Annotated in this window: 21 protein-coding genes; 5 read left to right on the plus strand and 16 right to left on the minus strand. The window is 70.3% G+C overall.

Annotated elements, in window-relative coordinates; all coding sequences use genetic code 11:
• Positions 1–2: 2 nt before the first annotated feature.
• The 15 genes from ftsZ to HQ314_RS03565 form a co-directional block, all read right to left on the minus strand.
• Positions 3–1,184, minus strand: a complete 1,182-nt coding sequence (ftsZ, locus tag HQ314_RS03495; protein WP_027505852.1) for a cell division protein FtsZ — start codon at positions 1,182–1,184, stop codon at positions 3–5.
• Positions 1,185–1,358: 174 nt separating this feature from the next.
• Entirely contained in the window at positions 1,359–2,150 is a 792-nt protein-coding gene (locus HQ314_RS03500; RefSeq protein WP_082544518.1) for a cell division protein FtsQ/DivIB, read from the minus strand.
• Positions 2,151–2,164: 14 nt separating this feature from the next.
• Positions 2,165–3,640 carry a UDP-N-acetylmuramate--L-alanine ligase gene (gene murC, locus HQ314_RS03505; RefSeq protein WP_056445582.1) on the minus strand — a complete coding sequence of 492 codons (1,476 nt, stop codon included), beginning with the start codon at positions 3,638–3,640 and terminating at the stop codon, positions 2,165–2,167.
• Positions 3,637–4,758 carry an undecaprenyldiphospho-muramoylpentapeptide beta-N-acetylglucosaminyltransferase gene (murG, locus tag HQ314_RS03510; protein WP_222649271.1) on the minus strand — a complete coding sequence of 374 codons (1,122 nt, stop codon included), beginning with the start codon at positions 4,756–4,758 and terminating at the stop codon, positions 3,637–3,639. The genes murC and murG overlap by 4 nt, the downstream gene beginning before the upstream one ends.
• The gene (gene ftsW / locus HQ314_RS03515) at positions 4,755–6,314 is read right to left on the minus strand and encodes a putative lipid II flippase FtsW (RefSeq protein WP_222649272.1); all 1,560 of its coding nucleotides are present in this window, start codon (positions 6,312–6,314) and stop codon (positions 4,755–4,757) included. Before ftsW ends, murG begins: the two co-directional genes overlap by 4 nt.
• Entirely contained in the window at positions 6,311–7,801 is a 1,491-nt protein-coding gene (gene murD, locus HQ314_RS03520) for a UDP-N-acetylmuramoyl-L-alanine--D-glutamate ligase (RefSeq protein ID WP_222631438.1), read from the minus strand. Before murD ends, ftsW begins: the two co-directional genes overlap by 4 nt.
• Before the next feature lie 7 nt (positions 7,802–7,808).
• Positions 7,809–8,888 carry a phospho-N-acetylmuramoyl-pentapeptide-transferase gene (gene mraY / locus HQ314_RS03525; protein WP_027505847.1) on the minus strand — a complete coding sequence of 360 codons (1,080 nt, stop codon included), beginning with the start codon at positions 8,886–8,888 and terminating at the stop codon, positions 7,809–7,811.
• Positions 8,885–10,336, minus strand: coding sequence for a UDP-N-acetylmuramoyl-tripeptide--D-alanyl-D-alanine ligase (gene murF, locus HQ314_RS03530; RefSeq protein ID WP_222649273.1), 1,452 nt, complete (start codon positions 10,334–10,336; stop codon positions 8,885–8,887). The genes mraY and murF overlap by 4 nt, the downstream gene beginning before the upstream one ends.
• Positions 10,333–11,913, minus strand: coding sequence for a UDP-N-acetylmuramoyl-L-alanyl-D-glutamate--2,6-diaminopimelate ligase (locus HQ314_RS03535; protein ID WP_308119212.1), 1,581 nt, complete (start codon positions 11,911–11,913; stop codon positions 10,333–10,335). The genes murF and HQ314_RS03535 overlap by 4 nt, the downstream gene beginning before the upstream one ends.
• A gap of 203 nt (positions 11,914–12,116) precedes the next feature.
• Positions 12,117–14,033, minus strand: coding sequence for a penicillin-binding protein 2 (locus tag HQ314_RS03540; RefSeq protein ID WP_308119213.1), 1,917 nt, complete (start codon positions 14,031–14,033; stop codon positions 12,117–12,119).
• On the minus strand, positions 14,030–14,830 hold the full coding sequence (locus HQ314_RS03545; RefSeq protein ID WP_261781341.1) for a hypothetical protein: 801 nt from the start codon (positions 14,828–14,830) through the stop codon (positions 14,030–14,032). Before HQ314_RS03545 ends, HQ314_RS03540 begins: the two co-directional genes overlap by 4 nt.
• Positions 14,827–15,831: a 16S rRNA (cytosine(1402)-N(4))-methyltransferase RsmH gene (gene rsmH, locus HQ314_RS03550; protein ID WP_222649525.1), complete on the minus strand. Its 1,005-nt coding sequence runs from the start codon at positions 15,829–15,831 to the stop codon at positions 14,827–14,829. The genes HQ314_RS03545 and rsmH overlap by 4 nt, the downstream gene beginning before the upstream one ends.
• A gap of 201 nt (positions 15,832–16,032) precedes the next feature.
• Complete coding sequence (mraZ, locus tag HQ314_RS03555; RefSeq protein ID WP_027505841.1) at positions 16,033–16,464, minus strand: division/cell wall cluster transcriptional repressor MraZ; 432 nt, start codon at positions 16,462–16,464, stop codon at positions 16,033–16,035.
• A gap of 512 nt (positions 16,465–16,976) precedes the next feature.
• Positions 16,977–17,405 (minus strand): DUF3040 domain-containing protein, encoded by a 429-nt coding sequence (locus HQ314_RS03560; RefSeq protein ID WP_027505840.1) that lies wholly within the window; start codon positions 17,403–17,405, stop codon positions 16,977–16,979.
• Positions 17,406–17,572: 167 nt separating this feature from the next.
• Positions 17,573–18,013 (minus strand): SAV_6107 family HEPN domain-containing protein, encoded by a 441-nt coding sequence (locus HQ314_RS03565; protein ID WP_231476320.1) that lies wholly within the window; start codon positions 18,011–18,013, stop codon positions 17,573–17,575.
• Positions 18,014–18,410: 397 nt separating this feature from the next.
• Here HQ314_RS03565 and HQ314_RS03570 point away from each other — a divergent pair, with 397 nt between their 5' ends.
• From HQ314_RS03570 to HQ314_RS03590, 5 genes are read left to right on the plus strand one after another with little or no spacing between them, the layout of a single operon-like run.
• A complete protein-coding gene (locus HQ314_RS03570) occupies positions 18,411–18,986 on the plus strand; it encodes an N-acetyltransferase (RefSeq protein ID WP_261781437.1) in 576 nt (191 codons plus the stop codon).
• Positions 18,983–20,599, plus strand: a complete 1,617-nt coding sequence (locus HQ314_RS03575) for an NAD(P)/FAD-dependent oxidoreductase (RefSeq protein ID WP_222649275.1) — start codon at positions 18,983–18,985, stop codon at positions 20,597–20,599. Before HQ314_RS03570 ends, HQ314_RS03575 begins: the two co-directional genes overlap by 4 nt.
• On the plus strand, positions 20,596–21,447 hold the full coding sequence (locus HQ314_RS03580) for a carotenoid biosynthesis protein (protein ID WP_051613369.1): 852 nt from the start codon (positions 20,596–20,598) through the stop codon (positions 21,445–21,447). The genes HQ314_RS03575 and HQ314_RS03580 overlap by 4 nt, the downstream gene beginning before the upstream one ends.
• Before the next feature lie 23 nt (positions 21,448–21,470).
• Positions 21,471–22,202, plus strand: coding sequence for a hypothetical protein (locus HQ314_RS03585; RefSeq protein WP_056445605.1), 732 nt, complete (start codon positions 21,471–21,473; stop codon positions 22,200–22,202).
• On the plus strand, positions 22,199–23,377 hold the full coding sequence (locus tag HQ314_RS03590; RefSeq protein ID WP_222630580.1) for a glycosyltransferase family 2 protein: 1,179 nt from the start codon (positions 22,199–22,201) through the stop codon (positions 23,375–23,377). The genes HQ314_RS03585 and HQ314_RS03590 overlap by 4 nt, the downstream gene beginning before the upstream one ends.
• On the opposite strand, the gene HQ314_RS03595 is transcribed toward HQ314_RS03590, so the two are convergent.
• Positions 23,309–24,355 (minus strand): methylenetetrahydrofolate reductase, encoded by a 1,047-nt coding sequence (locus tag HQ314_RS03595; protein ID WP_081821267.1) that lies wholly within the window; start codon positions 24,353–24,355, stop codon positions 23,309–23,311. The two genes, HQ314_RS03590 and HQ314_RS03595, sit on opposite strands and share 69 nt — an antisense overlap.
• Between the last annotated feature and the right edge of the window lie 8 nt (positions 24,356–24,363).

Consider the following 24,363-nt stretch of genomic DNA (forward strand, 5'->3'; position numbering starts at 1 on the left):
GCTCACCGACGCATGAAGGAGGGCACGTCCACGTCGTCGTCGCCCTCGTCCTCCACCCGGACGGGATGTCCGGTGGCACGCGCGGCGCGCTCGCCGATGGGGGGAAGAGACGAGGACGGCGCGTCGCGGAAGACGGCGGGACCGTCGTCCTCGGTACGCGTCTCGCCCGCGCGGGCCGTTCCCACGGTGGCGCCGCGAGACTGACTCTGCGGTGCCTCGATGGGGCGACGGGCCGGACCGCTGCCGTCGAAACCGGCGGCGATGACGGTGACGCGCACCTCGTCGCCCAGCGAATCGTCGATCACGGTGCCGAAGATGATGTTGGCGTCGATGTGCGCGGCCTCCTGCACCAGCGATGCCGCTTCGTTGATCTCGAACAGACCGAGATCGGATCCGCCGGCGATGGAGAGGAGGACTCCGCGTGCACCCTCCATGGACGCCTCGAGCAACGGCGAGTTGATGGCCGACTCGGCCGCCTTGATGGCGCGCCCCTCGCCGCGCGAGGACCCGATGCCCATGAGGGCGCTGCCCGCACCGGACATGACGCCCTTGACGTCGGCGAAGTCCACGTTGATGAGGCCGGGAGTGGTGATGAGGTCGGTGATGCCCTGGACACCGTTGAGCAGCACCTCGTCGGCGGAGCGGAACGCGTCCATGAGGCTGACGGCCGCGTCGCCGAGCTGCAGCAGCCGGTCGTTCGGGATGACGATGAGGGTGTCGCACGACTCGCGCAGACCCTGGATGCCGACGTCGGCCTGGCCGCCGCGCCGCTTGCCCTCGAAGGAGAACGGGCGTGTCACCACACCGACGGTGAGGGCGCCGAGCTTGCGCGCGATGCTCGCGACGACGGGGGCTCCACCGGTGCCGGTACCGCCACCCTCGCCCGCGGTGACGAACACCATGTCGGCACCCTTGAGCACCTCTTCGATCTCGTCCTTGTGATCCTCGGCGGCCTTGCGGCCCACCTCGGGATCGGCACCCGCGCCGAGGCCTCGGGTGAGTTCGCGACCGACGTCGAGCTTGACGTCGGCGTCCGACATGAGCAGCGCCTGCGCGTCCGTGTTGACCGCGATGAACTCGACTCCCTTGAGTCCCTGCTCGATCATGCGGTTGACCGCGTTGACGCCGCCGCCGCCGATGCCGACGACCTTGATTACGGCGAGGTAGTTGTGCGGGGGCGTCATGGGCTCTCGCCTTCCGTGGTTGGTGTGCATGATGCAGTCGAGGCAAACCCTCAACCTGAACCATAGGTTCATAGTTATGTCAAGTGATCGACTGGGTGAAACGCTAGAGACACCGCTCGGCGGGTTCCATTAGGCGCGCCGACACGCGCAGGAAAAATATGTGGGACGTCACCGTCACCGAATGGTCGGCAGATCCGGACTCGACACGTCGTAGGTCTGACCCGGCTGCGTGAGCAGTGGCAGAGCGATGGACGCCTTGTACTCCGTGTCCTCACTGCTCCCCCACACCACGACCCGGCCGTCGTACAACGTCAACGACACCGCCGAGATGGTCGGCGCGTCGATCTGTGCCACCTGCGATCGCAGCGGACCGGGCAGCGCGGTGAGCACCGACAGGGCCGCACGGGTCTCGAGGTTGCCGAAGGACGGGCTGGCCACCACCATGCGCACCACCCCGGGCGGGGGCGGTTCCACCGCGAAGTCGACGGCCTCGGCGTCCATCAGATGGGTACCGTCCGCCGCGTCGAAGAAGACGACGGGAACGCGCTCCTCGACCGTGACCCGCACCGTGGACGGGTACACGCGCTGGACCCGGACCGACGCGACCTTCGGGATGGCGGCGACCCGCGCCGCGGCAGCATCCGTGTCCACTCTCGGCAGGGGTGTCCCCTCCGCGACCTGCAGCGTCTGCACGACCTGCTCGCGCGAGACCGCGGCGTTGCCGTTCACCTGCACGGAGGAGACCGCCCACAGCGGACCGAAGTACGACACCGCCACGAAGGCGACCGAGGCGACGAGCGCGAGAAGGATCAACAGCTTGCCGCGGCGACCGACACGCGGTTCGCGCGCCGGCGCCCGCGTCGACGTGCGCGACCGCGTCGACCGCTCCGCACCGACACGACGCGGTGTGGCCGCGGGTCGGGTGCGGCCGGTACCGCGCGCGTTCACGGTCTGTCGTCCTGCCATGTCACGTCCCGAACTCAGCGCCGCGCCGGGGTGGAGCGGAGAGCGTCGAGGATCTGGCTTCCCAGCATGGTCACGTCGCCCGCGCCCATCGTCACCACGATGTCGCCGGCGACACACAGGTGCGCCACCTGACGCGGCACGGCGGACAGATCGGGCTGGTAGTGCACCGGCTTGGTCACCGACCGGGCCACCGTCGCTCCGCTGACACCGGGAACCGGCTCCTCGCGCGCGCCGTAGACGTCGAGCACGACCACCTCGTCGGCCAGATCCAGGGCGGCCGCGAACTGGTCCGCGAAGGTCACCGTGCGCGAGTACAGGTGGGGCTGGAACACGACGATCACGCGACCGGGGGTCGCGGTGTCCGCGGTGCGCACCAGGTCCGCCGCGGCACCGAGCACCGCGCGGACCTCGGTGGGATGGTGGGCGTAGTCGTCGAACACGCGCACGCCGCGCTCACGGCCCTGCAACTGGAACCGTCGGTGCACACCGGCGAACCCGGCCAGCCCCTCGATGATCTCGTCGACTCCGGCCCCGGTCTCGCGCGCGGCGACGATGGCGGCCAGCGCGTTCAGCGCCATGTGCCGGCCGGGCACACCCAGGCGCACGGTGCGGGCACGGTCCTCGCCGGCCAGCCGGAACTGCACCACGCCGCCGGTGTCCTCGGGCTCCCACCCGAGCAGCGTCGCGGACACCTCGGCGCCGTCGACCTGCGCGTCCTCGGAGCCGTACGTCAGAACCCGCACACCGTCGGTCGCCTTCGCGGCGACCCGACGCGCCAGCTCCCGCGACCCGGGGTCGTCCGTGCACACCACCAGGGCACCGCCGGCGGACAGACGAGCGGCGAAATCGTCGAACACCTGGACGTAGGCGTCCTCGCTGCCGAAGTAGTCGAGGTGATCCGCCTCCACGTTGGTGACGACGATGACGTCGGGGTCGTACTGCAGCAGCGACCCGTCGCTCTCGTCCGCCTCCGCGACGAAGACCTCGCCGGTGCCGTGATGAGAGTTGGTACCCGCTTCGTTCAGCTCGCCGCCCACGGCGAAGGACGGATCCGCACCGCAGTGCTGCAGCGCGACGACGAGCATCGACGTGGTGGAGGTCTTGCCGTGCGTCCCCGACACCAGGACGGTGCGGAAACCCTTCATCAGCGAGGCGAGCACGGCCGGACGCAGGAGGACGGGCACACCACGCTCGGCGGCCGCGACCAGCTCCGGGTTCGTCTTCGGGATGGCCGCGTGCGTCGTGACCAACGCCGTCGGGCCGCCTTCGAGCATGTCGAGCGCCGACGCGTCGTGCCCGATCCGTATCTGGGCACCGCGGGCGCGCAGCGCCTTCACGCCGCGACTCTCCTTGGCGTCGGAGCCCGACACCTGGCCACCGCGCGAGAGCAGGATCCGGGCTATCCCCGACATGCCCGCTCCCCCGATGCCGACCATGTGCACGCGCTGCAGTTCGGGCGGCAGGGTCGCGTCGACGGTGTGTCGCGTCATGCCCGACCACCTCGTCCGGCGACCTCGAGAACGATGCGCGCGACCTCCGCGGCGGCGCCTCGATGACCCGCGCCCGCGGCGGCCGCACTCATGGCCGACACGCGATCGGGATCGGTCAGCAGCGACACCACGTCGGTGGCCACGAACTCCGGCGTGAGGTCGGCGTCGGCGATCACGACACCACCGCCGGCCGCGACGATCGGGCCCGCGTTGAGTTCTTGTTCCCCGTTGCCATGGGGCAAGGGTACGTAGAAGGCGGGCAGACCGACGGCCGAGACCTCCGCGACGGTCATCGCGCCCGACCGGCACACGACGGCATCGGCGGCGGCGTAGGCGAGGTCCATGCGGGTCAGGTACGGCACCGCCACGTAGGGGGCGTCCAGATCGGCCGTGGCGACGTCGAGGGTGTTCTTCGGGCCGTGCGCGTGGAGCACCGACACGCCGGCGGCCGCGAGCGTGGCCGACGCGCCGGACACGGCGAGGTTGAGCGAGCGGGCGCCCTGCGACCCACCGAACACGAGCAGCACGGGACCGTGCTGCGGCAGTCCGAAGTGCGCACGCGCCTCGGCGCGCAGTCCGGCGCGGTCGAGCTCGGTGATGGTCGGCCGGACGGGGATGCCCACGATCTCGGCCTCCGACGACCCGCGGCCGTGGATCCCGGAGCCGGCGACGGCGGCGAGGACTCTCGTCGCCACGCGGGCGCCCACCTTGTTCGCGATACCGGCGCGCGCGTTCGCCTCGTGCACGATCACGGGCACCGTGCCGCGAGCGGCGAGGTAGGCCGGCAGCGCGACGTACCCGCCGAAGCCGATCACCACGTCGGCGTCGACGTCGCGCAGGACCGCACGCGTGGCGCGGACCGATCGCACGACGTTCGCCGGCAACGCGAACAGCGACCGGGTCAGCTTGCGCGGCAACGGCACCGGCGGAACGAGCGCCAACTCGTAACCGCGGGCGGGCACCAGCGTCGTCTCGAGCCCGCGTTCGGTTCCGAGTGCCGTCACCCGTATCGACGGGTCCAGCTCCCGCAGGGCGTCGGCCACCGCGAGAGCTGGTTCGATGTGTCCCGCCGTGCCGCCGCCGGCGACGACGATTGACACGCCGGAAGAGCCTGTCACCGGTGATGTCTCCGTTCTCGTGATCGTGCGTCGCGGGCAGCGGCGCTGCGTGCCATGTCCGCGGCGCCCCGTCGGGGATCCCGCGCGGACGGGCGTCCGGACGTGTGTCGCTCGGGAGCGGGGCGTGCCGCGCGGGACTCGGACTCGCGTCGTCGCGCCTGTGGCGGCAACGCCTGGCGCGCAGCGGGTCCCGCCACCCCCGGTCGGCCCGGACCACGCGGTCCGCCTCGCGCCTGCGACGCCTTGACCGGCGAGTAGGGCTCGGGCACCGGCAGTCTGAGCAGTCTGCCGAACTTCCCGTCGTGACCCGACGCGAGTGCGGCCACCGCCTCGGGCTCGTGTCGCGAGATGTTGGCGAGCAGCCCGAGCACCAGAAGTGTGATGGCGGTGGACGTTCCGCCCGCGGACACCAGGGGCAACTGCAGTCCCGTCACGGGCAGGAGCCCGATGACGTAGCCGATGTTGATGGCGGCCTGCGCGAGGATCCAGACAGTGAACGTCGCCACCAGGATCTTCATGAAAGGATCGGGCACCCGCGCCGCGATGCGCAGGCCCGTGAAGACCAGCAGCCCGAACAGTCCGATGACCGCGATGCACCCGACCAGGCCGAGTTCCTCGCCGATGATCGCGAAGATGAAGTCGTTGTGCGCGTTGGGAAGATAGCTCCACTTGGCTCGGCTCTGACCCAGGCCGAGACCGAACAACCCACCGTCGGCCAGGGAGTACAGCGCCTGCCGCGACTGGTATCCGGTGCCCTGCGGGTCGCTGCCGGGGTTCAGCCACTGCTGGATACGCGCGGAGCGGTACCCGGCCGTCAGGGCGAGCACCACCGCCGCCAGGAAGAGGCCGCCGACGACCGATCCGAACACCTTGACCGGCAGACCCGCGAACCACAGCAGAGCCATGAGGATGATGCCCAGGGCCACGGTGGTACCGAGGTCGGGCTGCATCACGATGAGGAAGAAGATCACCATCGCGGCGGGCACCAGGGGAATCAGCAGACCCTTGAGGTCGGCACGCTCCGCCCGGCGCGACGCCAGCAGGTGCGCGCCCCACACGGCGAAGGTCACCTTCGAGATCTCCGACGGCTGGAGGCCGACTCCGCCGATGGTGAACCATCCGCGGGTGCCCTGCGCGACCGTTCCGATGCCGGGGATCAGCACGAGCACCAGCAGGATCACCGACACCACGAACATCGGGAACGACATCTTGCGCAGGATCCGGATGGGGAGGCGCAGCGCCACGACGAAGAGCATCAGGCCGACCACGGTGAAGATGGCCTGCCGGGTGAACATCGTGTACGCGGAACCGTCCTCGGCGTAGGCCTCGACCGACGACGCGGACAGCACCATGACGAGTCCGAGGATGGTGAGCAGCGCCGCCACGGTGACGATGAGGTGGAAGGACGCGAGGGGCCGGTCGACCCATGTCTCGAATTTTGCGCGGACGGGTCGTCGACGCGGAGCCGTACGGCCGGGGCGGGCGGAGGTGACCGGCTCGGTCACGGGTCCGCCGGCGCGCGACGGGGGTGTCGTGGCGCCGCGGGCCGGGCTCATGCCGGCGTGCCGTGGTCGGCGGTGGGAGCGAGATCGTGCGGGCCGAGGCTCGCGGCGGCGGCGGCGAAGCTGTCGCCGCGGTGCCCGTAGTCCCGGAACTGATCGAACGAGGCGGTCGAGGGTGCCAGGAGCACGGTGGTTCCCGGCTCGGCGCGGCGCGCGGCTGCTCGCACCGCCTGTGCCATCACTTCGTCACCGTCAGTCACATCAGTCGCATCGGCCACTCCAGCATCGTCTCCCGACGGCACCCGATCCACGGGCACATCCGGCGCGTGTCGCCCGAGTGCTGCCGCGATCACGTCGCCGTCCTGGCCGAACACCACGGCACCGACGAGCCGCGGGGCGACCTCGGCGACGAGATCGTCGACCTCCGCGCCCTTGAGCAGACCGCCCGCGAGCCACACGACGCGCTCGTGCGCGAGGATCGACGACCTCGCGGCGTGCGGATTGGTGGCCTTCGAGTCGTCGACGAACAGCACCCCACCGAGCTCACGCACCACGGCGGCGCGGTGCGGTCCGACGCGGAACGACCGCAGACCGGCCGCGATGTGCTCGGCCGAGACCCCGGCCGCGCGCGCGAGCGACGCCGCGGCGAGCGCGTCCTGCAGTCCCGCGGGCCCTGCGGGTTCGATGGCGTCCGTCTCCACCAGCGACTCGGCGTCACCGAACGCACGGTCCACGATCGTGCCGTCCACGACACCGACATCGCCGGCAGCAGGGTCGTGCGCAGTGAACCCGACCGTGATCGGAGCCGCGGCGCGCGCTCGCAGCGTGGACGCGATCGCGTCGTCCAGCCCCACCACGGCGACGTCGCCGTGCAGCGCCTGGAGCTTCGCCTGGACGTAGGCCTCCATGCCGCCGTGCCAGTCGAGATGGTCCTCGGCGATGTTGAGCACCACTCCGGCCGCGGGTCGCACCGACGGCGCCCAGAACAATTGGAAGGAGGACAGTTCCACGGCGAGCACGTCCGCCCGGGGGTCGCGTCGCAGCGCGTCCACGACCGGTACGCCGATGTTGCCGCACGCCGCGGACGCCACGCCCGCCGCGTCGAGGACGGCCGCGAGCATCGACGTCGTCGTGGTCTTACCGTTGGTCCCGGTGACCACCAACCAGGTGCGCGGCGGCCCGTAGACCTCGGCCTGATCGATACGCCAGGAGAACTCGATGTCGCCCCACACCGGCACGCCGACCGTGAGCGCGGTGGTGAGCAACGGCGAATCGGGGCGAAATCCCGGGCTGGTGACGACGAGGGCGCTCTCGGCCACCGCGTCGCGGTCGGTGGCGATCGCGTCCATCGACACCGTGTCCACGCCGAGATCGGCGCAGGCCTCGAGTGAGGACGTGTCCGAGTCGGCCACCGTCACCGAGGCTCCCACCTCGAGCAGCGCGGGAATCACGGCGCGACCGGACACCCGGCCACCGGCGACGAGAACCCGGCGACCCCGGAGGTCGAGCGGTGACGTGAGGGGTTCGCGGGGATCGTGCAACACCACGTCAGTCGCCGATCGCCGAGAGGTACTCGCTGTAGAACAGAGCCAGTCCGACTGCCGACGAGATGGCGGCCAACAACCAGAAACGGATGATCACCGTCGTCTCGGCCCATCCTCCGAGCTCGAAGTGGTGATGGAACGGGGCCATCCGGAACACTCGTCGGCGGCTCGACCGGAAGACCGCCACCTGGATCACGACGGACGCGGCCTCGGCCACGAAGAGCGCACCGATGACGACCATCAGCAGCTCGGTCCGGGTGACGATGGACAGGCCGGCGAGCAGGCCACCGAGCGCGAGCGAGCCCGTGTCACCCATGAAGATCTTGGCGGGCGCCGCGTTCCACCACAGGAAGCCGATGCACGCACCCGCCGCAGCGGCACAGATCAGGGCCAGGTCGAGCGGATCACGGACGTCGTAGCAGCCGGGTCCCGGACTCGTGGTGCACGCCTGCCGGTACTGCCAGAACGTGATGACGGTGTACGCACCCAGCACCAGGGTCATCGATCCGGCCGCGAGTCCGTCGAGGCCGTCGGTCAGGTTGACCGCATTGGACCAGGCACTGACGAGGAGGTAGCAGAACAGGATGAAGACGATGCCGCCCATGGAGACGGTCGCGATGTCGCGCACGTAGCTCAGCTGGACGCTGCCCGGCGTCAGTCCGCCGGCACCGTTGAACTGCAGTGCGAGGACACCGAAGATCACCGCGGCGAACAGCTGACCCACCAGCTTGGCCGTCTTGTTCAGTCCGAGGTTGCGCTGCTTGCGGATCTTGATGAAGTCGTCGAGGAAGCCCACCACGCCCAGCACCGTCGTCAGACCCAGCACCAGGAGCGCCGACACCGACGGCCCGTCCGCGTCGTAGCCGATGCCGATGAGGTGCGAGCCCCAGTAGCCGGCCCACAGACCGGCGAGGATCGCGACGCCGCCCATGGTCGGCGTGCCGCGCTTGGACTGGTGGCTCGCAGGACCCTCGACCCGGATCTCCTGGCCGAACCCCTGCTTCGAGAACGCCTTGATCAACACGGGCGTCAGCAGGATCGCCACCGCCAGCGCGATACCGCCCGCGAACAGAATCTGTCTCACCGAGTCTCCCCCTGCTCGCTCAGCAATGCCTCCGCGACGGTCCACAGCCCCACCGACTGGGACGCCTTCACCAACACCAGGTCACCCGGCTCCACCTCGTCGCGCAGCAGCGCGATCGCGGCGTCGGCATCGGGAACCAGGTGGGCCTCCTCGCCCCAGGACCCTTCCATGACGGCACCCTGGTACAGGCCGTGCGACGGGCGACCCGTTCCCACGACGATGATCTTGCTGACGGCCAGACGCACCGCGAGGCGCCCGATCCGATCGTGCTCGATCACCGACTCGTCGCCGAGTTCGGCCATCTCACCCAGCACGGCCCAGGACCGCCGACCCCTGTCGCGGCCACTGCGCGCCATCGTGACGAGCGCCTTCAGCGCGGCGCGTACCGAATTCGGGTTGGCGTTGTAGGAGTCGTTGACGACGGTGACGCCGTCGGCGCGCGTGCGCACGTCCATGCGCCGGGCCGAGGCGGCCTCCGCGCCCGACAGCGCGGCCGCGACGGTCTCGACGTCCATGCCGCAGTCCAGGCCGACGGCCGCCGCCGCCAGTGCGTTGCCCACCTGGTGCTCGCCGTGGACCAGCAGCGACACCGGAGCGCTCCCCGACGGCGTGACCATGGTGAACGACGCGCGCGCGGTCTCGTCGAGGCGGACGTCCAGCGCGTGGACGTCGGCACTGGTGTCCGACCCGTAGGTGACGACGCGAGCGGTGGTCTTCGACGCCATCGCTGCCACCAGCGGATCGTCGGCGTTGAGGATCGCCAGACCACCGGCCTCCGCAGCCGGAAGCGCTTGTACCAGTTCGGACTTGGCCTCGGCGATGTTCTCGCGCGAGCCGAACTCGCCGAGGTGCGCGGTGCCGACGTTGAGTTCCACACCGATCCGCGGCGGTGCGATCGCGGCCAGCGCGGCGATGTGGCCGCGTCCCCGCGCCGACAGCTCGAGGACGAGGAACCGTGTCGAGGCGTCCGCGCGCAGCACGGTCCAGGGATGCCCGAGCTCGTTGTTGAAGGAGCCGGGCGGTGCGACCACGGTGCCCGCACGCTCGAGCACCGCGCGGATCAGATCCTTGGTCGATGTCTTCCCCGAGCTTCCGGTGACACCGACGACGGTGAGATCGCCGGCGGCCAGTTCGGCGACGGACGCCGCGGCCAGCTTCCCGAGTGCGTCCAGAACAGCCGCGCCGGGTCCGTCCTCGTGCTCGACGACGATGGCGGGAACGCCCACCGGCCGCGCTGCGAGCACCGCGACGGCACCGGCGGCGACGGCACCGGCGGCATGATCGTGGCCGTCCACGCGCTCACCGGGCAGAGCGAGGAACAGTCCGCCCTCGGTGATCTTCCGGGAGTCGAACTCGACACCGGCGGTGATCTCCACGGAGGGATCGGGGACGTCGTGCAGTGTGCCCTCCACGATGTCCGCGACGGCGGACAGGGACAGTCGGATCACATCGAGCCTTTCTGTCGGTCGAGGGCGTCGGCGAGCACACGGCGGTCGTCGAAGGGGTACTTGATGCCGCCGACGTCCTGCCCCACCTCGTGGCCCTTGCCGGCGATCAGGACGACGTCGCCGTCCTTCGCCCACTGCACCACGGCGTGGATCGCCTCGTCGCGCGGAGAGATCTCGCGCACCTCGGCGCTACCGCCGACGGCGTCGGCGCCTCGCCGAACGGCCGCGCGGATGGCGGCCGGGTCCTCGGATCTGGGGTTGTCGTCGGTGATGACGACCAGGTCTGCGGCGCGCGCCGCGGCCTCGCCCATCAGCGGCCGCTTCTCGGCGTCGCGGTCTCCCCCGGCGCCGACGACGACGGCGATGCGGCCGTCGGTCTGAGCGCGCAGAGTGGCCAGCACCGCCTCGAGTGCGGCGGGTTTGTGGGCGTAGTCGACGACGGCCAGGAAGTTCTGACCACGCTCGACGCGCTGCATGCGGCCGGGCACGTCGACCTCGGCCATCGCGGCGAGGGCGACCGCCGGATCCACCCCGACCTCCGCGCACACGGCGGCGGCGACCACGGCGTTGGCGACGTTGTAGCGCCCCGGCATCCGGAGTGACGCCGACAGGACGGTGTCCCGCGCGGCGACCTCGAACTGCTGGGTGCCGTCCGGCCCGGACGACCAGGACGTCACCGACCAGGAGGCCGACCCCTCGGTCGTGGTCGCCACGGTGAGCGGGGCGGCTCGGCCACCGGCCGCCGCGATCTCCGCCATGCGCCGGCCCCACCGGTCGTCGACGCAGACGACGGCGCGATCCGCGCGGACCGGCGAGTCCTCGGCGAACAACCGGGCCTTGGCCGCGAAGTAGTCCTCGAAGGTGAGATGGAAGTCGAGGTGGTCCTGCGAGAGGTTCGTGAACGCGCCCACCGCGAAGGTGGTGCCGTCGACCCGGCCGAGGGACAGCGCGTGGGAGGACACCTCCATGACCACCGTGTCCACCCCCTGCTCGTACATCGCCGCGAACATCGCGTGCAGATTCGTAGCCTCGGGCGTGGTCAGCGCGGACGGCACCGGTTCGGTGCCGATACGGGTCTCGATGGTGCCGATGAGCCCGGGAGTGCGTCCGGCAGCGCGCAGCGCCGCCTCCACCAGGTAGGACGTGGTGGTCTTCCCCGAGGTGCCGGTGATGCCGATGACCGTCATCTTGGCGGACGGCCGATCGTGCACCGCCGCGGACAGCGTGCCGAGGATCGAGCGGGGCTGCGGATGCACCAGGACGGCAGTGCCGTCGGGCACGCCGGAACCGATCATGAGGGCCACACCCTCGTCGTCGGTGACCACGGCGACCGCTCCGCGTTCGAGCGCCTCGCCCGCGAAGGCGGCGCCGTGCGACCGAGCGCCCGGCAGGGCCGCGAAGAGATCGCCCGCCAGGATGCTCTGCGCGCGCAGTTCGATGCCCGTGACGCCGACGTCGTCCGTCGCGTCGACCAGCGCACCGTCGACGAGCACTCCGTGGCGCAGACCGATCTCTCCGGCCAGCTCGGTCGCCGACGTGACCGTGGGCCGCTGCGGGCGGAGAGTCGAGCTGGGCACTTCGAGACGCTCCTCTGCTGTGGTGACGGGCGGACGGTGGGTGTTCGGGCCGGTGCGGTGACTGCCTCGGCGCCGAACATGCGAGTGCCGCCGACCGGTGGTCGGCGGCCGACGCATCAGATTACCGGCGAGTCGGCACGCCACGAGACGTGCCATGGCGAAGTCCGCCCCGGTGCAGGTGAACGCCCTGCACCGTCGACGGATCAGTCCGCCTGCAGGAGGAGCCGACGACCTTCCTGCGAGAGCGGCACCGCGTCACGCTGCAGCATCCAGGACGCGATCGAGTGGAACAGCGGAGCGGCGGACTGCCCGCCCGATCCGTCGGAGCTGCGGGTCGGGGCGTCGAGCATGATGCCGATCACGTAGCGCGGATCGTCCGCCGGCGCGATGCCGGCGAAGGTGATCCAGTAGTTCGAGTTGGAGTAGCACTTGCACTCCGGATCGACCTGCTGCGCGGTGCCGGTCTTGCCACTGACCTGGTATCCCTCGATACCGGCGGCGACACCGGTGCCGCGCTGGTTGCCGGTGTCGTTCTGCGTGACGGCCCGGAACATGTCGCGCACGGTGCGCGCGGTGTCGGCACTGACCACCGGCACGCCCTCGGGCTGCGGCTCCGCGGTGCGCTGACCGTCCTTGCCGACGGTCGCCGACACGATGCGCGGCGGGATGCGCACGCCGTCGTTGGCGATCGCCTGGTACATACCGGTCATCTGCAGCAGGGTCATGGACAGGCCCTGCCCGATCGGGAGGTTCGCGAACGTGCCGCCGGACCACTGGTCGCGGGCCGGGACACTGCCGGCACTCTCGCCGGGCAGGCCCACGTCGGTGCGCTCTCCCAGCCCGAACTTGTCCAGCATGTCCGCGTAGCGATCCTCGCCGACCCGCTGCGCGAGCATCAGCGTGCCCACGTTGGAGGACTTACCGAACACACCGGTGGTCGTGTACGGCGCGACGCCGTGATCCCAGGCGTCCTTGACCGTCGCACCGGACATCGTGATGCTGCCGGGAACCTGCAGCACCTCGTCGGGGTTCGTCAGACCGTCCTCGACGGCGGCCGCCGCCGTGACGATCTTGTTCACCGATCCCGGCTCGAACGGGCTGGACACCGCGAGATTGCCCATCTGCGCCGTCGGCGAGTTGTTGCCCACGCCGATGGCCGGGTCGAAGGTGCCGTCGTTCGACATGGCCAGCACCTGGCCGGTGTGCGAGTCCAGGACGACGGCCGACGCGTTCTTGGCGCCCGACAGATCCTTGGCCTGCTGGACCTGCTGCTGAACGTAGTACTGGATGTCGCTGTCGAGCGTCAGCTCCACATTCGAGCCGTCGATGGCGGGTTGCTGGTCGCGCCAACTGCCGGGAATCACCGCGCCGTCGCTGCCGCGGTCGTAGGTGCGGGAGCCGTCGGTACCGGCCAACACCGGGTCGAGGGAGTCCTCGAGGCCGAGCAGGCCGTGGCCGTCCCAGCCGGTCGCCCCGACGATGTTGGCGGCGAGCGCCCCACCCGGGTACTCGCGGATGTCCTGCCGCTCGAGGCCGACCTCGGGGTACTGCTCGGCGATGGTCGCCGCGACCGCGGGATCGATGCTGCGCACGAGGTACTCGAACGACGAGGCTCCGGTCATCTTGTCGAGAAGGTCCTTTTCCGACACCAGGTCGCCCAGGATGCCGTGGACACCGGCAGCGACCTCCCGGATGCGATCGTCCGGATCCGGCTTCGTGTCGTCCTTCGCCTTCGCCTCCTCGAGCTCCACACGCACTCGCTGCGGCTGGAAGGTCAGCGCCTTCGCCTCCATCGTGAACGCGATGGGATTGCCGTCCCGGTCCGTGATGGACCCTCGCGTCGCCGGATCGACGATGGTGGTGGTGCGCTGACTGGCCGACTGCGCCGACAGCGACGGGGCGTCGATGCCCTGGATCCACAGCAACTGCAGCGTCGCGACGCCCAGGATCGCGAACATCGCGAAACGGCCGTAGCGGAACCGGAAGTCGAACGTCTCGGACTTGCGTGGACCCTGTCGACGCGGCGGACGAGGACCGCGAGGACCGGAGCCGGTGGCCGGCCGAGCGCGTGGGTCACCGTGGTCGCGGCCGGTGCTCCGGTACGGCTGTCGAGTGGTCACCGAGCGCCTCCTGCGATGGGTACCTGCTGCTCGCCCACCGCGGCGGCGGGAGCCGAAAGAGGCTGCGGCGCAGCATTCTCCGGCATCGGCGTGGTCGTCGGTGCCGCGGGCGCGGACGTCGTGGGGGCCGGCGTGGTGGATGCTGCCGGTGCCGACGTGGTCGGGGTCGCGGACGCACTCGGCGACGTACCGGGGCGACCGACGGGAGTGAGCGCCTCCCCGCCGGACGCGGGTGCCCCGGGGCGCGCACTCGGAGTCGCCGCACCGCCCGACGGGGTGGCGGCCGCGAAGTCGGGAGCCGGTGGACCGGCGGCCGGTGCCGGCGTACCGATCACCTGGACGACGCCGTCCGGCAGGACCACCAGTCGCGGAACGTCCTTCGTCGGGATCATTCCCTGTGCGGTCGCGCGACGGGCCAGCTCGGGAGCCGAGTTCGCTGTCTCCACGTCACGTTGCAGCGCGGCGGCCCGTTCCGTCAGCTCCTGGTTGGTGGCACGCCCCGCACTGAGCAGGTACGAATCCTCCGCAGCGCGTGTGCTCAACAGCAGTGTCGAGGCGAGTCCGATGGCGAGGAGCCCGATGATGCTGGCCACGAACGGGATCCGAGCCGCGACGGATCGGGTGGGTCGATGCGCGCGCGGGTCGGACTCGTGGGACATCGCACGCTGGCGACGCTTGTCGTACGCGCGCTTGGCCGCGCCCGTGCGAGCGGGAGGCCGCGGTGTGCGCACCGTCTCGAGCGAGGACCCAGCGCGGCGGTTGCCGTCCGATCCGGTCACGTCCACCGGAACACTCATGACGACCTCCTGGAAATGCGTTCTGCGCCGCGCAGTCTGACCGGAGCCGCGCGGGGGTTGTCGTCGATCTCGTCCTGCGAGGCCTTCTCGGCGCCGCGAGTGAGCAGCCGGAACTCGGGTCCGCTTCCCGGCAACTCCATCGGGAGCCCCTCCGGAGTGGTGGACCGGGTGCGCGGTGTCAGCTCCTGCTTGACCACGCGGTCCTCGAGCGACTGGTACGACATGAAGACGATGCGTCCCCCGACGACCAGCGAGTCGAGAGCCGGTGCGATGGCGTCTCGCAACGAGTCGAGTTCCTCGTTCACCGCGACCCGCAGTGCTTGGAAGGTCCGCTTCGCCGGATGTCCGCCGGTGCGACGCGTCGCGGCCGGGATGCTCGCGTAGAGCAGTTCGACGAGAGGCCCGCTGGTGACGAACGGTTCCATCTCCCGGCGGCGCAGGATCGCCGAGGCGATGCGGCCGGCGAAGCGTTCCTCGCCGTACGTGCTGAGGATGCGGGCGATCTCACCGTGCGACGCGGTGTTGAGGATGTCCGCGGCGGTCCGACCCGTCGTGGGATCCATCCGCATGTCGAGCGGTGCGTCCACGGAGTAGGCGAAGCCACGATCGGTGGAGTCGAGCTGCATCGACGAGACGCCGAGATCGAAGAGGATCCCGTCGACGCTGTCCGTCGCGCCGAGGCCGACCGACGCCAGCGCGTCCTCGATACCGTCGTACGTGGTCGCGACCAGCGAGACGCGGTCACCGAAGGGAGCCAGCCGTATTCCGGCCATGGCCAACGCGTCCGGGTCGCGGTCGAGACCGACGAGACGCAACCGCGGATACGCGGTGAGGAAGTGTTCGGCATGACCGCCGAGGCCGAGAGTGGCGTCGACGTAGACGGGATCTCGGTCGTTCGCAGCAGCGGCGACGAACGCCGGTCCGAGAAGTTCGTCGGCCCGAGGAAGACGGACCGGAACGTGCGAGAAAGGCGAGGCGGATGCCTGCTCGTCCTCCGCCATGGTGGTGATCTCCCGCCTGATTCGCATTCGAGCTGTGTGTCGTGCCAGGTGGAGCGGTGAGTGCGTCGAGGTCTCTGTCCGACAGTGGAACCTGGCGTTGGGGAAGTACGTCAGGGTCCGACCGGTACTTGGCGTTGGGGAAGTACGTCAAGGCCCGGTTCGGGCAGAGGCCACGCGGCACTCGCCGCCGGCCGGGTGTGGCTACAACATGTCCATGAGCGATTCGTCCACTGCCTGCGAGAAATCTTCTTCGTGCTCCTGCGAGTACCGCTCCCACGACGCGGCGTCCCACAGCTCGAGATGATCCATCGAGCCGATGACGACGCAGTCCTTCGACAGCGCCGCGTACTCGCGGTGCGAGGACCCGATGGTGATGCGACCCTGCGAATCCGGCCGCTGCTCGTCCGTACCGGCCGCGAGGTTGCGGATGTACGCGCGCGCCTGCGGGTTCGACCGCGAGGCCTTCGACAGTTTCGCCACCCGCTCCGCGAACACGTCACGGGGGTAGATGGCCAGGCTGTGGTCCTGCCCTTTGCTCACCATCACTCCTCCCGCCAGGTCTTCGCGAAACTTCGCCGGCAACGTCAGTCGAAACTTGTCATCGAGCTTGGGCGTGTAGGTACCGAGAAACACTCGGCACCTCCTCGACCCTGTGTCGTGCAGTTCGCGGGACTCCATCGATCCCCGCTGTCCGCCACATTACCCCACTTTCCCCCACATTCAATCGACACGGCGGAACATTTCAGTGACTCGTCACTAAAGGGCCAGGTCGCACGCACAAAGAGCAGCGAAGTCGATCCGGCAGCGGGAGGACCCACGTGCGCGTGGTGGAGGTGTCCCCCACCGTTCCGCGACCCCCGTGAACCGGATAATTGCAGGTCGAACGGCACGTTCGCGCGTCACGGGCCCGGGTGACCGCGCGCGGCAGAGTCGCCAGCGGTGCCGGGTGGGGCGTGGTGGGGATCCGGGGGCCGAGACCATCCTCGGTGGGGCGCGGTGGGGGGATCGACACCCACGGGGCCCTGAACGGCATCAGCGCGGCACCCGTGGTGGGTGCCGCGCTGATGTGTCACAGCATCGGTGTGAGAGGCGTGCTGCCCCTCACGCGAGAATCGGAGCGATCGATGTGACCGCTCCGGTCACTCTCATTCCTGGTCGAACCGCCGCTTGAAACGATCCTCCATCCGCGAGGAGAACCCCTTGCGAGGACCTCGGCGCGGTGCGGAACCGGAACGGCGCGGGCCGCTTCCCGGTGCCGGCGGGTTGTCGCCCTCGGACTGCTCGGACTGGGGCGCGGTGGGCTTGCGCAGCAAGAGCAGCACGCCGGAGCCGAACATGAACACGAAGCCGACGAGACTGATGATCGGGAATCCACCGGGCTTGAACGGGAGGGCCACGCCTGCAATGAGCAGAATGAGGCCGATCACGAACAGAGCGACGGCCTGAAAACGACGCCGCGTGGATGCGGCTCGAATCCGTCCGCCGCGCACGGTCGACGCGAACTTGGGGTCCTCGGCATAGAGAGCGCTCTCGATCTGGTCGAGCATGCGCTGCTCGTGCTCGGAGAGTGGCACGGTACCTCCCCCGGCACTGGATGGTGGCTCTCACTTCTTGGCCAGAAGTGAGAGGTAGCCGATCGGTCCGGCTACCTGTTGTCGATGATACGAGCAGAATCGGCGGCGAGCCACCTACCTGCACCACCAGTATGCGAGAAAAAGTCGCTCCGTGGTGGCGACCAGGTCTACGCGGGCACCGCGACCGCGTCGGACCGCGAGGTCACACGGTCCTCGACACGGTGCAGAAAGCGTCCCACCTGCGAGAAGAACTCGTCCGCCTCGGCCGCGTCGAGCCGATCGGCCGAGCCCGCCTCGATGGACGCACGCAGCGTGGAATACGCGGCGAAGTACGACGCCCACTCCGTGAACTCCGGCGCAGCCGTCCGCATGCGCACCCAGGCGCTGCGGGACGCCCCACGCTTGGGCACCGGATCGACCGCGTCGAGCAGGGCGCCGGCACCGCGCAACGCGGCGACGTAGGACTCGAGGAACATGTCGGCCGCCGACGGTGCACCGGCCGCGTCACCGAGAATGGCGTCCGCGCGACGCAGCAACATGCGGGCGCGGGCGTGCGTGCGCGACGGCGCCGCGGAGGCGTCGAACGAGACCACCGTGCCGTTCGTCATCGTCTCACCACCCTCCGTGCGGTCTGCAGAGCTGCGGCGTGCCGCAGTGTGACCACCCGTGCTCCGAGCCATTGCGCTACCTCCCTCTCCGACACGTGAACCGATCGGCGTCCCACGTCCTTCTCAACACCGTCGGCCTGTCGGTTACTCCCCTGAGCGGGCCGATCGAGCGCGATGTAAGCATGGAGGTCGGACATGTTCTCCGGACCGTCTCGCGCGATCGACCCGATGTCGGGCCGATCGACCCGAGGTCGATTCGTTCGAACGCGTGTTCGATGACTTCACTGTAGCGCGGACGTCCGACACGATGCGAGGGATCGAGGTGAGTACCGTTCACGACGCCCGAGGCGGCCCCTCCGACGAGGGCATTCGTCTGATCGAACTCACCCCGCAGGACATGCGCCGACGGTTGACCGAAGCCCTGTCCGTCTACGTCGCCGCGATGGGCTACCCGCGCGGAACCGAGTTGCATCGGGCGCCGATGTGGGCGGAGCACATCCTGCGGCCGGGGTGGGGCGCGGTGGGAGGAGTCTCACACGACGACCACCTGGTGGCGATCGCCTACTGCTATCGCGGAGCGCCACATCAGTGGTGGCATCAGCAGGTCCGCGACGGAATGCGACGAGCGGGGTGGTCCGCCGAGAACGCCGAGCGGGTCCTCTCGGACTACGTCGAGTTGACCGAGCTGCACGTCTCCCCCGAGGCTCAGGGGCACCGTCTCGGCGAACGGCTCCTGCTCGCCCTCATGGCGGGCCGCCGGGAGAGTTCCGTGCTGCTCTCCACCCCCGAGGTCACCGGCGAGGACAATCGAGCATGGCGTCTCTACCGGCGGACGGGGTTCCAGGACGTCGTGCGCCGATTCCACTTCGCCGGGGACGCCCGACCCTTCGCGGTGCTCGGCCGCGAATTACCCCTGACACCCGGGACCGGACTCGGTCCCGACACCACCACAGAAGAGGGGCCGACCACGTGATCGATGCCGCCGTCGTCGGATCGGGTCACAACGCACTCGTCTCCGCCGCCTACCTGACCGATGCCGGATGGTCCGTCCGCGTCCTCGAACGAGACACCGTCGTCGGAGGCGCGGCCTCCACGGTCGAGCGCTTCCCCGGCCACAAGGTGGATCGGGGCTCGTCCGCGCACATCATGATCCGGCAGACCGGCATCATCGAGGAGTTGCGTCTCGCCGATCACGGCCTGCGCTATCTCGACTGCGACCCGTGGGCGTTCGCGCCGCCTCCGCCCGGCACCGACGAGCCGGGCATCGTGTTCTCCGTGGATCTCGACGCCACCTGTGCCTCGATCGAGGCGGCGTGCGGACGCAAGGACGCGGACGCGTACCGCGCGTTCGTCGCACTGTGGGGGCCCCGCAGCGCACGTGTCATGAAGTCGTTCGGGAGTCCGCCCACCGGGAGGGCTCTGCTGTCCTCCTTCTGGGGCATGGACGCGAGCGACGGTGCGGCGGCACTGTCACGCGAGTTCCTCGCGTCGGGCGACTCGCTACTGAACCGGTGGTTCGACAGCGAGCGACTGAAAGCCGCTCTCGCGTGGTTCGGCGCCCAGTCCGGTCCGCCGATGTCCGAGCCCGGCACGGCCCCGATGGTGGCCTTCAACGCTCTGATGCACACGACCCCGCCCGGCCGCGCCGTCGGCGGCAGCGGAGCGCTGAGCGTCGCGCTGCAGACTAAGATCGAGGCCGACGGAGGCACCGTCACCCTCGGTGACGCCGTCGTGTCGGTCACGCGTGTCGGAGACGGATGGTCGGTCCGCACCGCGAGTGGCGAGGAGGTGCGCGCACGCACGGTCATCGCCGGGTGCCACATTTTGACCACGCTCGACCTCCTCGACGCCGGCGGTTTCGACACGGCGACGACGGAGTCGTGGCGACGGCAGATCGACGTGGGGCCGGGCATCGGCATGGTGGTCCGCGCGTCGACGTCGTCGCTGCCGCAGTATCCCGGCGCTCCCGGCGTCGAGTCGTCCAGCCGCGGACTGCAACTGCTGGTACACGACCGGGCCCAGCTCCGTCGGGCGCACGGAGCGGCATCGGCAGGCGATCTCCCGCCGGCGCCGGTGGTGCTGGCCATGAGCTTCAGCGCGGTCGACCCGTCGATCGCGAAGCCCGGCGAACACCAGGTCTCGCTGTGGTCGCAGTGGCACCCGTACCGACTGGCCGACGGTCGGAGCTGGCGAGGTGGCAGCCCCGAGGTGGCGGAACTCGAGGGTGATCGGATCGTCGCCGAGGTGGACAAGTACGCCCCCGGCTTCGCCGACAGCATCCTGCAACGGCACACCCAGTCCCCGTGGGACCTCGAACAGGAACTCGGGCTCGTCGGGGGCAACGTGATGCACGTCGAGATGTCACTGCACCAGATGATGATGTGGCGCCCCATGCCGGCGCTCGCGGACATGACCGTGCCCGGAGCCCCGTCGTTCTTCCTGACCGGCGCCTCGATGCACCCCGGCGGCGGTGTCTCCGGATCCAGCGGCCGCAGTGCCGCCCGGCTCGCGATCGCCGAACGCGCGGGCAGTCCTCTGAAGCGCGTGGCGTCGCGTCTGGGCGCCGCTCTCCCGGGCCGCCGATGAGGTCGGGAGACACTCTCCGCGCGTCGGGGCGAGCCACACCCGTCGCGGTGGGCTTCGCCGTCGCGGCCGTCCTCGCGCAGATCAGTTACCCGCTCGTCTCGGGCGGCGTCAAGGACGCCGTGACGTTCTGTGTCGTCGCTCTGCTCGCCGCCGCCTGCGTCACGCACGCGGCGAGCGCACGCGGGGCCGGGTGGGCCACGCTCATGGTGCTGCTCACCGCCGGGATCGGTCTGACGGCCGAGATCATCGGCACGCGAACCGGCATGCCCTTCGGGTGCTACGAGTACGCGCAGGACCGCATCGGACCCTCCCTGGCCCACGTGCCGGTGGTGGTTCCGTTCGCCTGGACGGCCGGCCTGTACCCGGTGTGGTGCGCCGCCACCGTCGTCGCGCAGCGGATGCGCCGACCGGTGCTCACCCGCGTGGGACTCACGACCGTCGGCGTCGTGGGGTGGGATCTGTATCTCGACCCTCAAATGGTGGCCGACGGTCAGTGGACCTGGTGCAGTCCCTTCGCTCCCCTGCCCGGGCTCGACGGCATCCCGTGGACCAACTATGTGGGATGGCTGCTCGTCGCGGCGCTCATGGCCGTCGCCATGGAGGTCCTGGGGCGGTCACCGATGCGCACGCCCACGGTGAGCCCGCTGGTGCCGTGGGGGCTGTTCGTGTGGACGTGGCTCGGCTCCGCTCTCGCCCATGCGGTCTTCCTGCCGGACCTCGGTTGGTCCGCTCTGTACGGCCTCGTCGCCATGGGCGTCGTCGGTGTCCCCTTCCTCCTCGCCCTGTCCCGACCCCGGTCGGACATCGCTCGCGACGCGCCACGCCGCGCCGACCGACCCGTTCACTGACGGTGTCGCGGCGGCCTGGCACGATGACCGCTGTGCCCCACCCCGCTGCTCCTCGCACGTCGCCGCGCGTTTCCGTACCGCGCCGCGTGGTCTCCGTCCTCGTGCTCGCCCTGCTGACGGTTCCGCTGCTGGCCGGGTGCCTCCGGGCACAGGTGTCCATGGGCGTGTCCTCGAACGACAGGGTGTCCGGCCGCATCGTCGCCGCGACGGTGCCGACGGCCGAGGGTGACACCGGACCGGGCATGGAGGTCCCCGACAGCCTGGGCAGCAAGATCCGGGTGCAGCCGTACGACTCGGACGGGTACGTCGGCAGCGAGGCGCTGTTCAGCGACCTCACGTTCGGTGACGTGCAGCAGCTCGCGGCACTGTCCGACCAGTCGGTCGGCCTCTACCAGCTGTCCTTGGTCCGCGCGGGTGACCTCGTCACTCTCGCCGGCCAGGTCGATCTGAGCTCCGTACCCGCCGAGGGCAGCGACGTGCAGTTCACCATCGCCTTCCCCGCCCGTGTCACCACCACCAACGGCGCCCGCGAGGGCGACAACGTGGTGTCCTGGAAGCTCCCCGCCGGCGAGCGCAGCACCCTGCGCGCCGAGGTGCGCTACTCGGATCCGAACACGCGCAGCTTCGCCGGGTGGGCCGGCATCGTCTTCGGTGTCACCGTGGGTATCGCGGCCATCGTCGGCGGCATGGCCTACGTCGCCCGCGACGCTTCCGGCGGACGTCGACGCGATGCGGAGTCGGCCGGCCGCCGGTGACCGCCCGGCGCCGAGCCCGGAACGCGGTCCGAGTCGGCTCTCTCGCCTCGATCGCCACCGCGGGCATCGCCCTGATCAACGCCGCGACCGCACCCCGCGTGCTGCCCTCGTCCGCGGCGACGGTGCGGGCCGGTGAGCGCATCACGGTCTGCATTCCTGCCCGTGACGAGGCAGACCGTCTCCCCGACCTGCTGCGGGATCTGCTGGCTCAGCGCTCCCGGTCCGCGATGACCGTGCTCGTGCTGGACGACGACTCGTCCGACGGGACCGCGGACGTCGCCCGGGCCGTCGTGGGGGACGATCCGCGTTTCCGGATCCTGGCGGGCCGCACCACCGAGCCGGCCGACGCGCCGGGAATGGGCAAGTCCCTCGCCTGCCTCGACCTCGGCCGCCGCGCGCTCGCGACCACCGATCCGACCCTCGTCGTCTTCCTCGACGCGGACGTGCGATTGCATCCCGATGCACTGGACGCCGCCGCGTCCGTTCTCCGCGAGCACGACGTGGCCATGCTCTGCCCGTGGCCCGCGGAGACGGCGGTGACGACGATCGAGCGGGTCGTCCAGCCTCTGCTGTCGTGGTCGTGGTCGGTGACCCTCCTCGTCCGGGCCGCCAATCGAGGCCGTCGGCCGTCGATGGGCGTGGCCAACGGGCAGTTCCTCGTGCTCGACGCACCGTCCTACCGCGTGGTCGGCGGACACGAGTGCACACGCTTCGCGGTGGCCGACGATCTGACGCTGGTGCGGCACGTCCGCTCCCGCGGTCTCCCGACGGCAGTGGCGTACGGCGGGCGCGTCGCGACGTGCCGCATGTACACCGACGCCGCGCAGGTGCGTGCCGGTCACGCGAAGTGGCTCTGGTCCCAGTTCGGCGGCGCTGCAGGCACTCTCGCCGTCTCGGCGATCGCCACAGCCGTATGGGTCCTGCCACCGATCGCGATGGCCGCGCGCGGATCGACCCGCCGGTGGGGAGTCGCCGGGTACCTGGCGGGATGGGTGTCGCGCATCGCTGCGCGGCGCGCGGAGGGCAGCGACGACTCGCTGGCCCGCGACGTCGTCACCTCGGCGCTGCACCCACTGTCCATCGCGGCGGGCTCGGCGCTGCTGGCCTCATCGGACCGGGGACGCCGCCAGGGCACTCTCGTGTGGAAGTCGCGCGTTCTGGCCACCCGGCACTGATCCGGTACCGATCCCACCCGTGCCCTCCGGAACCGGGCGGGCGAGCCCGAGATTGCCGACGACCTCACTGGTGGCCTTCGCGAAGTTCAGCGTGATGAAGTGCAGGCCGGGGGCGCCCTCGGCGATCAGTCGCTCCCCCATCTCGGTGGCGATCTCGATGCCCACCGCGCGCACGGCGGCCCGGTTCTCGTCCGGGTCGGACCCGGCCGCGGCGGACAGGCGCTTCTCGACGGATGCGGGCAGCGCAGATCCCGACAGCTCCATCGCACGCTTGACGCTGCGCAACGACGTGATGGGCATGATCTCGGGGATGATCGGCTTGGCGCCCTGCTCCGGATCGAACGCGGCGACACGGTCACGCAGGCGGAGATAGTCCTCGACGTCGAAGAACATCTGGGTGATCGAGTACTCGGCGCCCGCACGCAGTTTCGCGACCAGATGGCGGGTGTCGTGGTCGAGATCGGGCGCGCGGTGATGTCCCTCGGGGAACGACGCGACACCGACGTGGAAGTCGCCCAGCTCGCAGACCAACCGCACCAGTTCCTCCGCGTACTCGACGCCGTCCGGATGCTTCTCCCACGGACCCAGCGGATCGCCGGGAGGGTCGCCGCGCAACACGAGAATGTTGGAGATGCCGCGGTCCGCGTAGGCCCCGACCATCGCGCGCAGCTCGGTGCGGCTGTGCCCCACGGCCGTGAGGTGGGCCACGGGCAGCAGGTTGGTGACCTCCGCCAGCTCGCCGGTGACCCGCACCGTGCGATCACGCGTGGATCCGCCCGCCCCGTACGTCATGGACACGAAGGCGGGATGCATCTGCTCGAAGGTGCGCACGGCACGCCACAGGCGGTCCTCGGCGGCCTCGTCGCGAGGAGGCGAGAACTCGACGGAGAACGGAACACTCCCGTGCGCCGCGGAATTCAACCGGTCGATCACCGACGGAGTGCGGCTGACCCGCGCGCGGGAGGATTCGTCTGTCACGCCTCACA

The organism is Rhodococcus sp. BP-332 (genome assembly GCF_019836065.1).
Classification (GTDB): domain Bacteria; phylum Actinomycetota; class Actinomycetes; order Mycobacteriales; family Mycobacteriaceae; genus Rhodococcoides.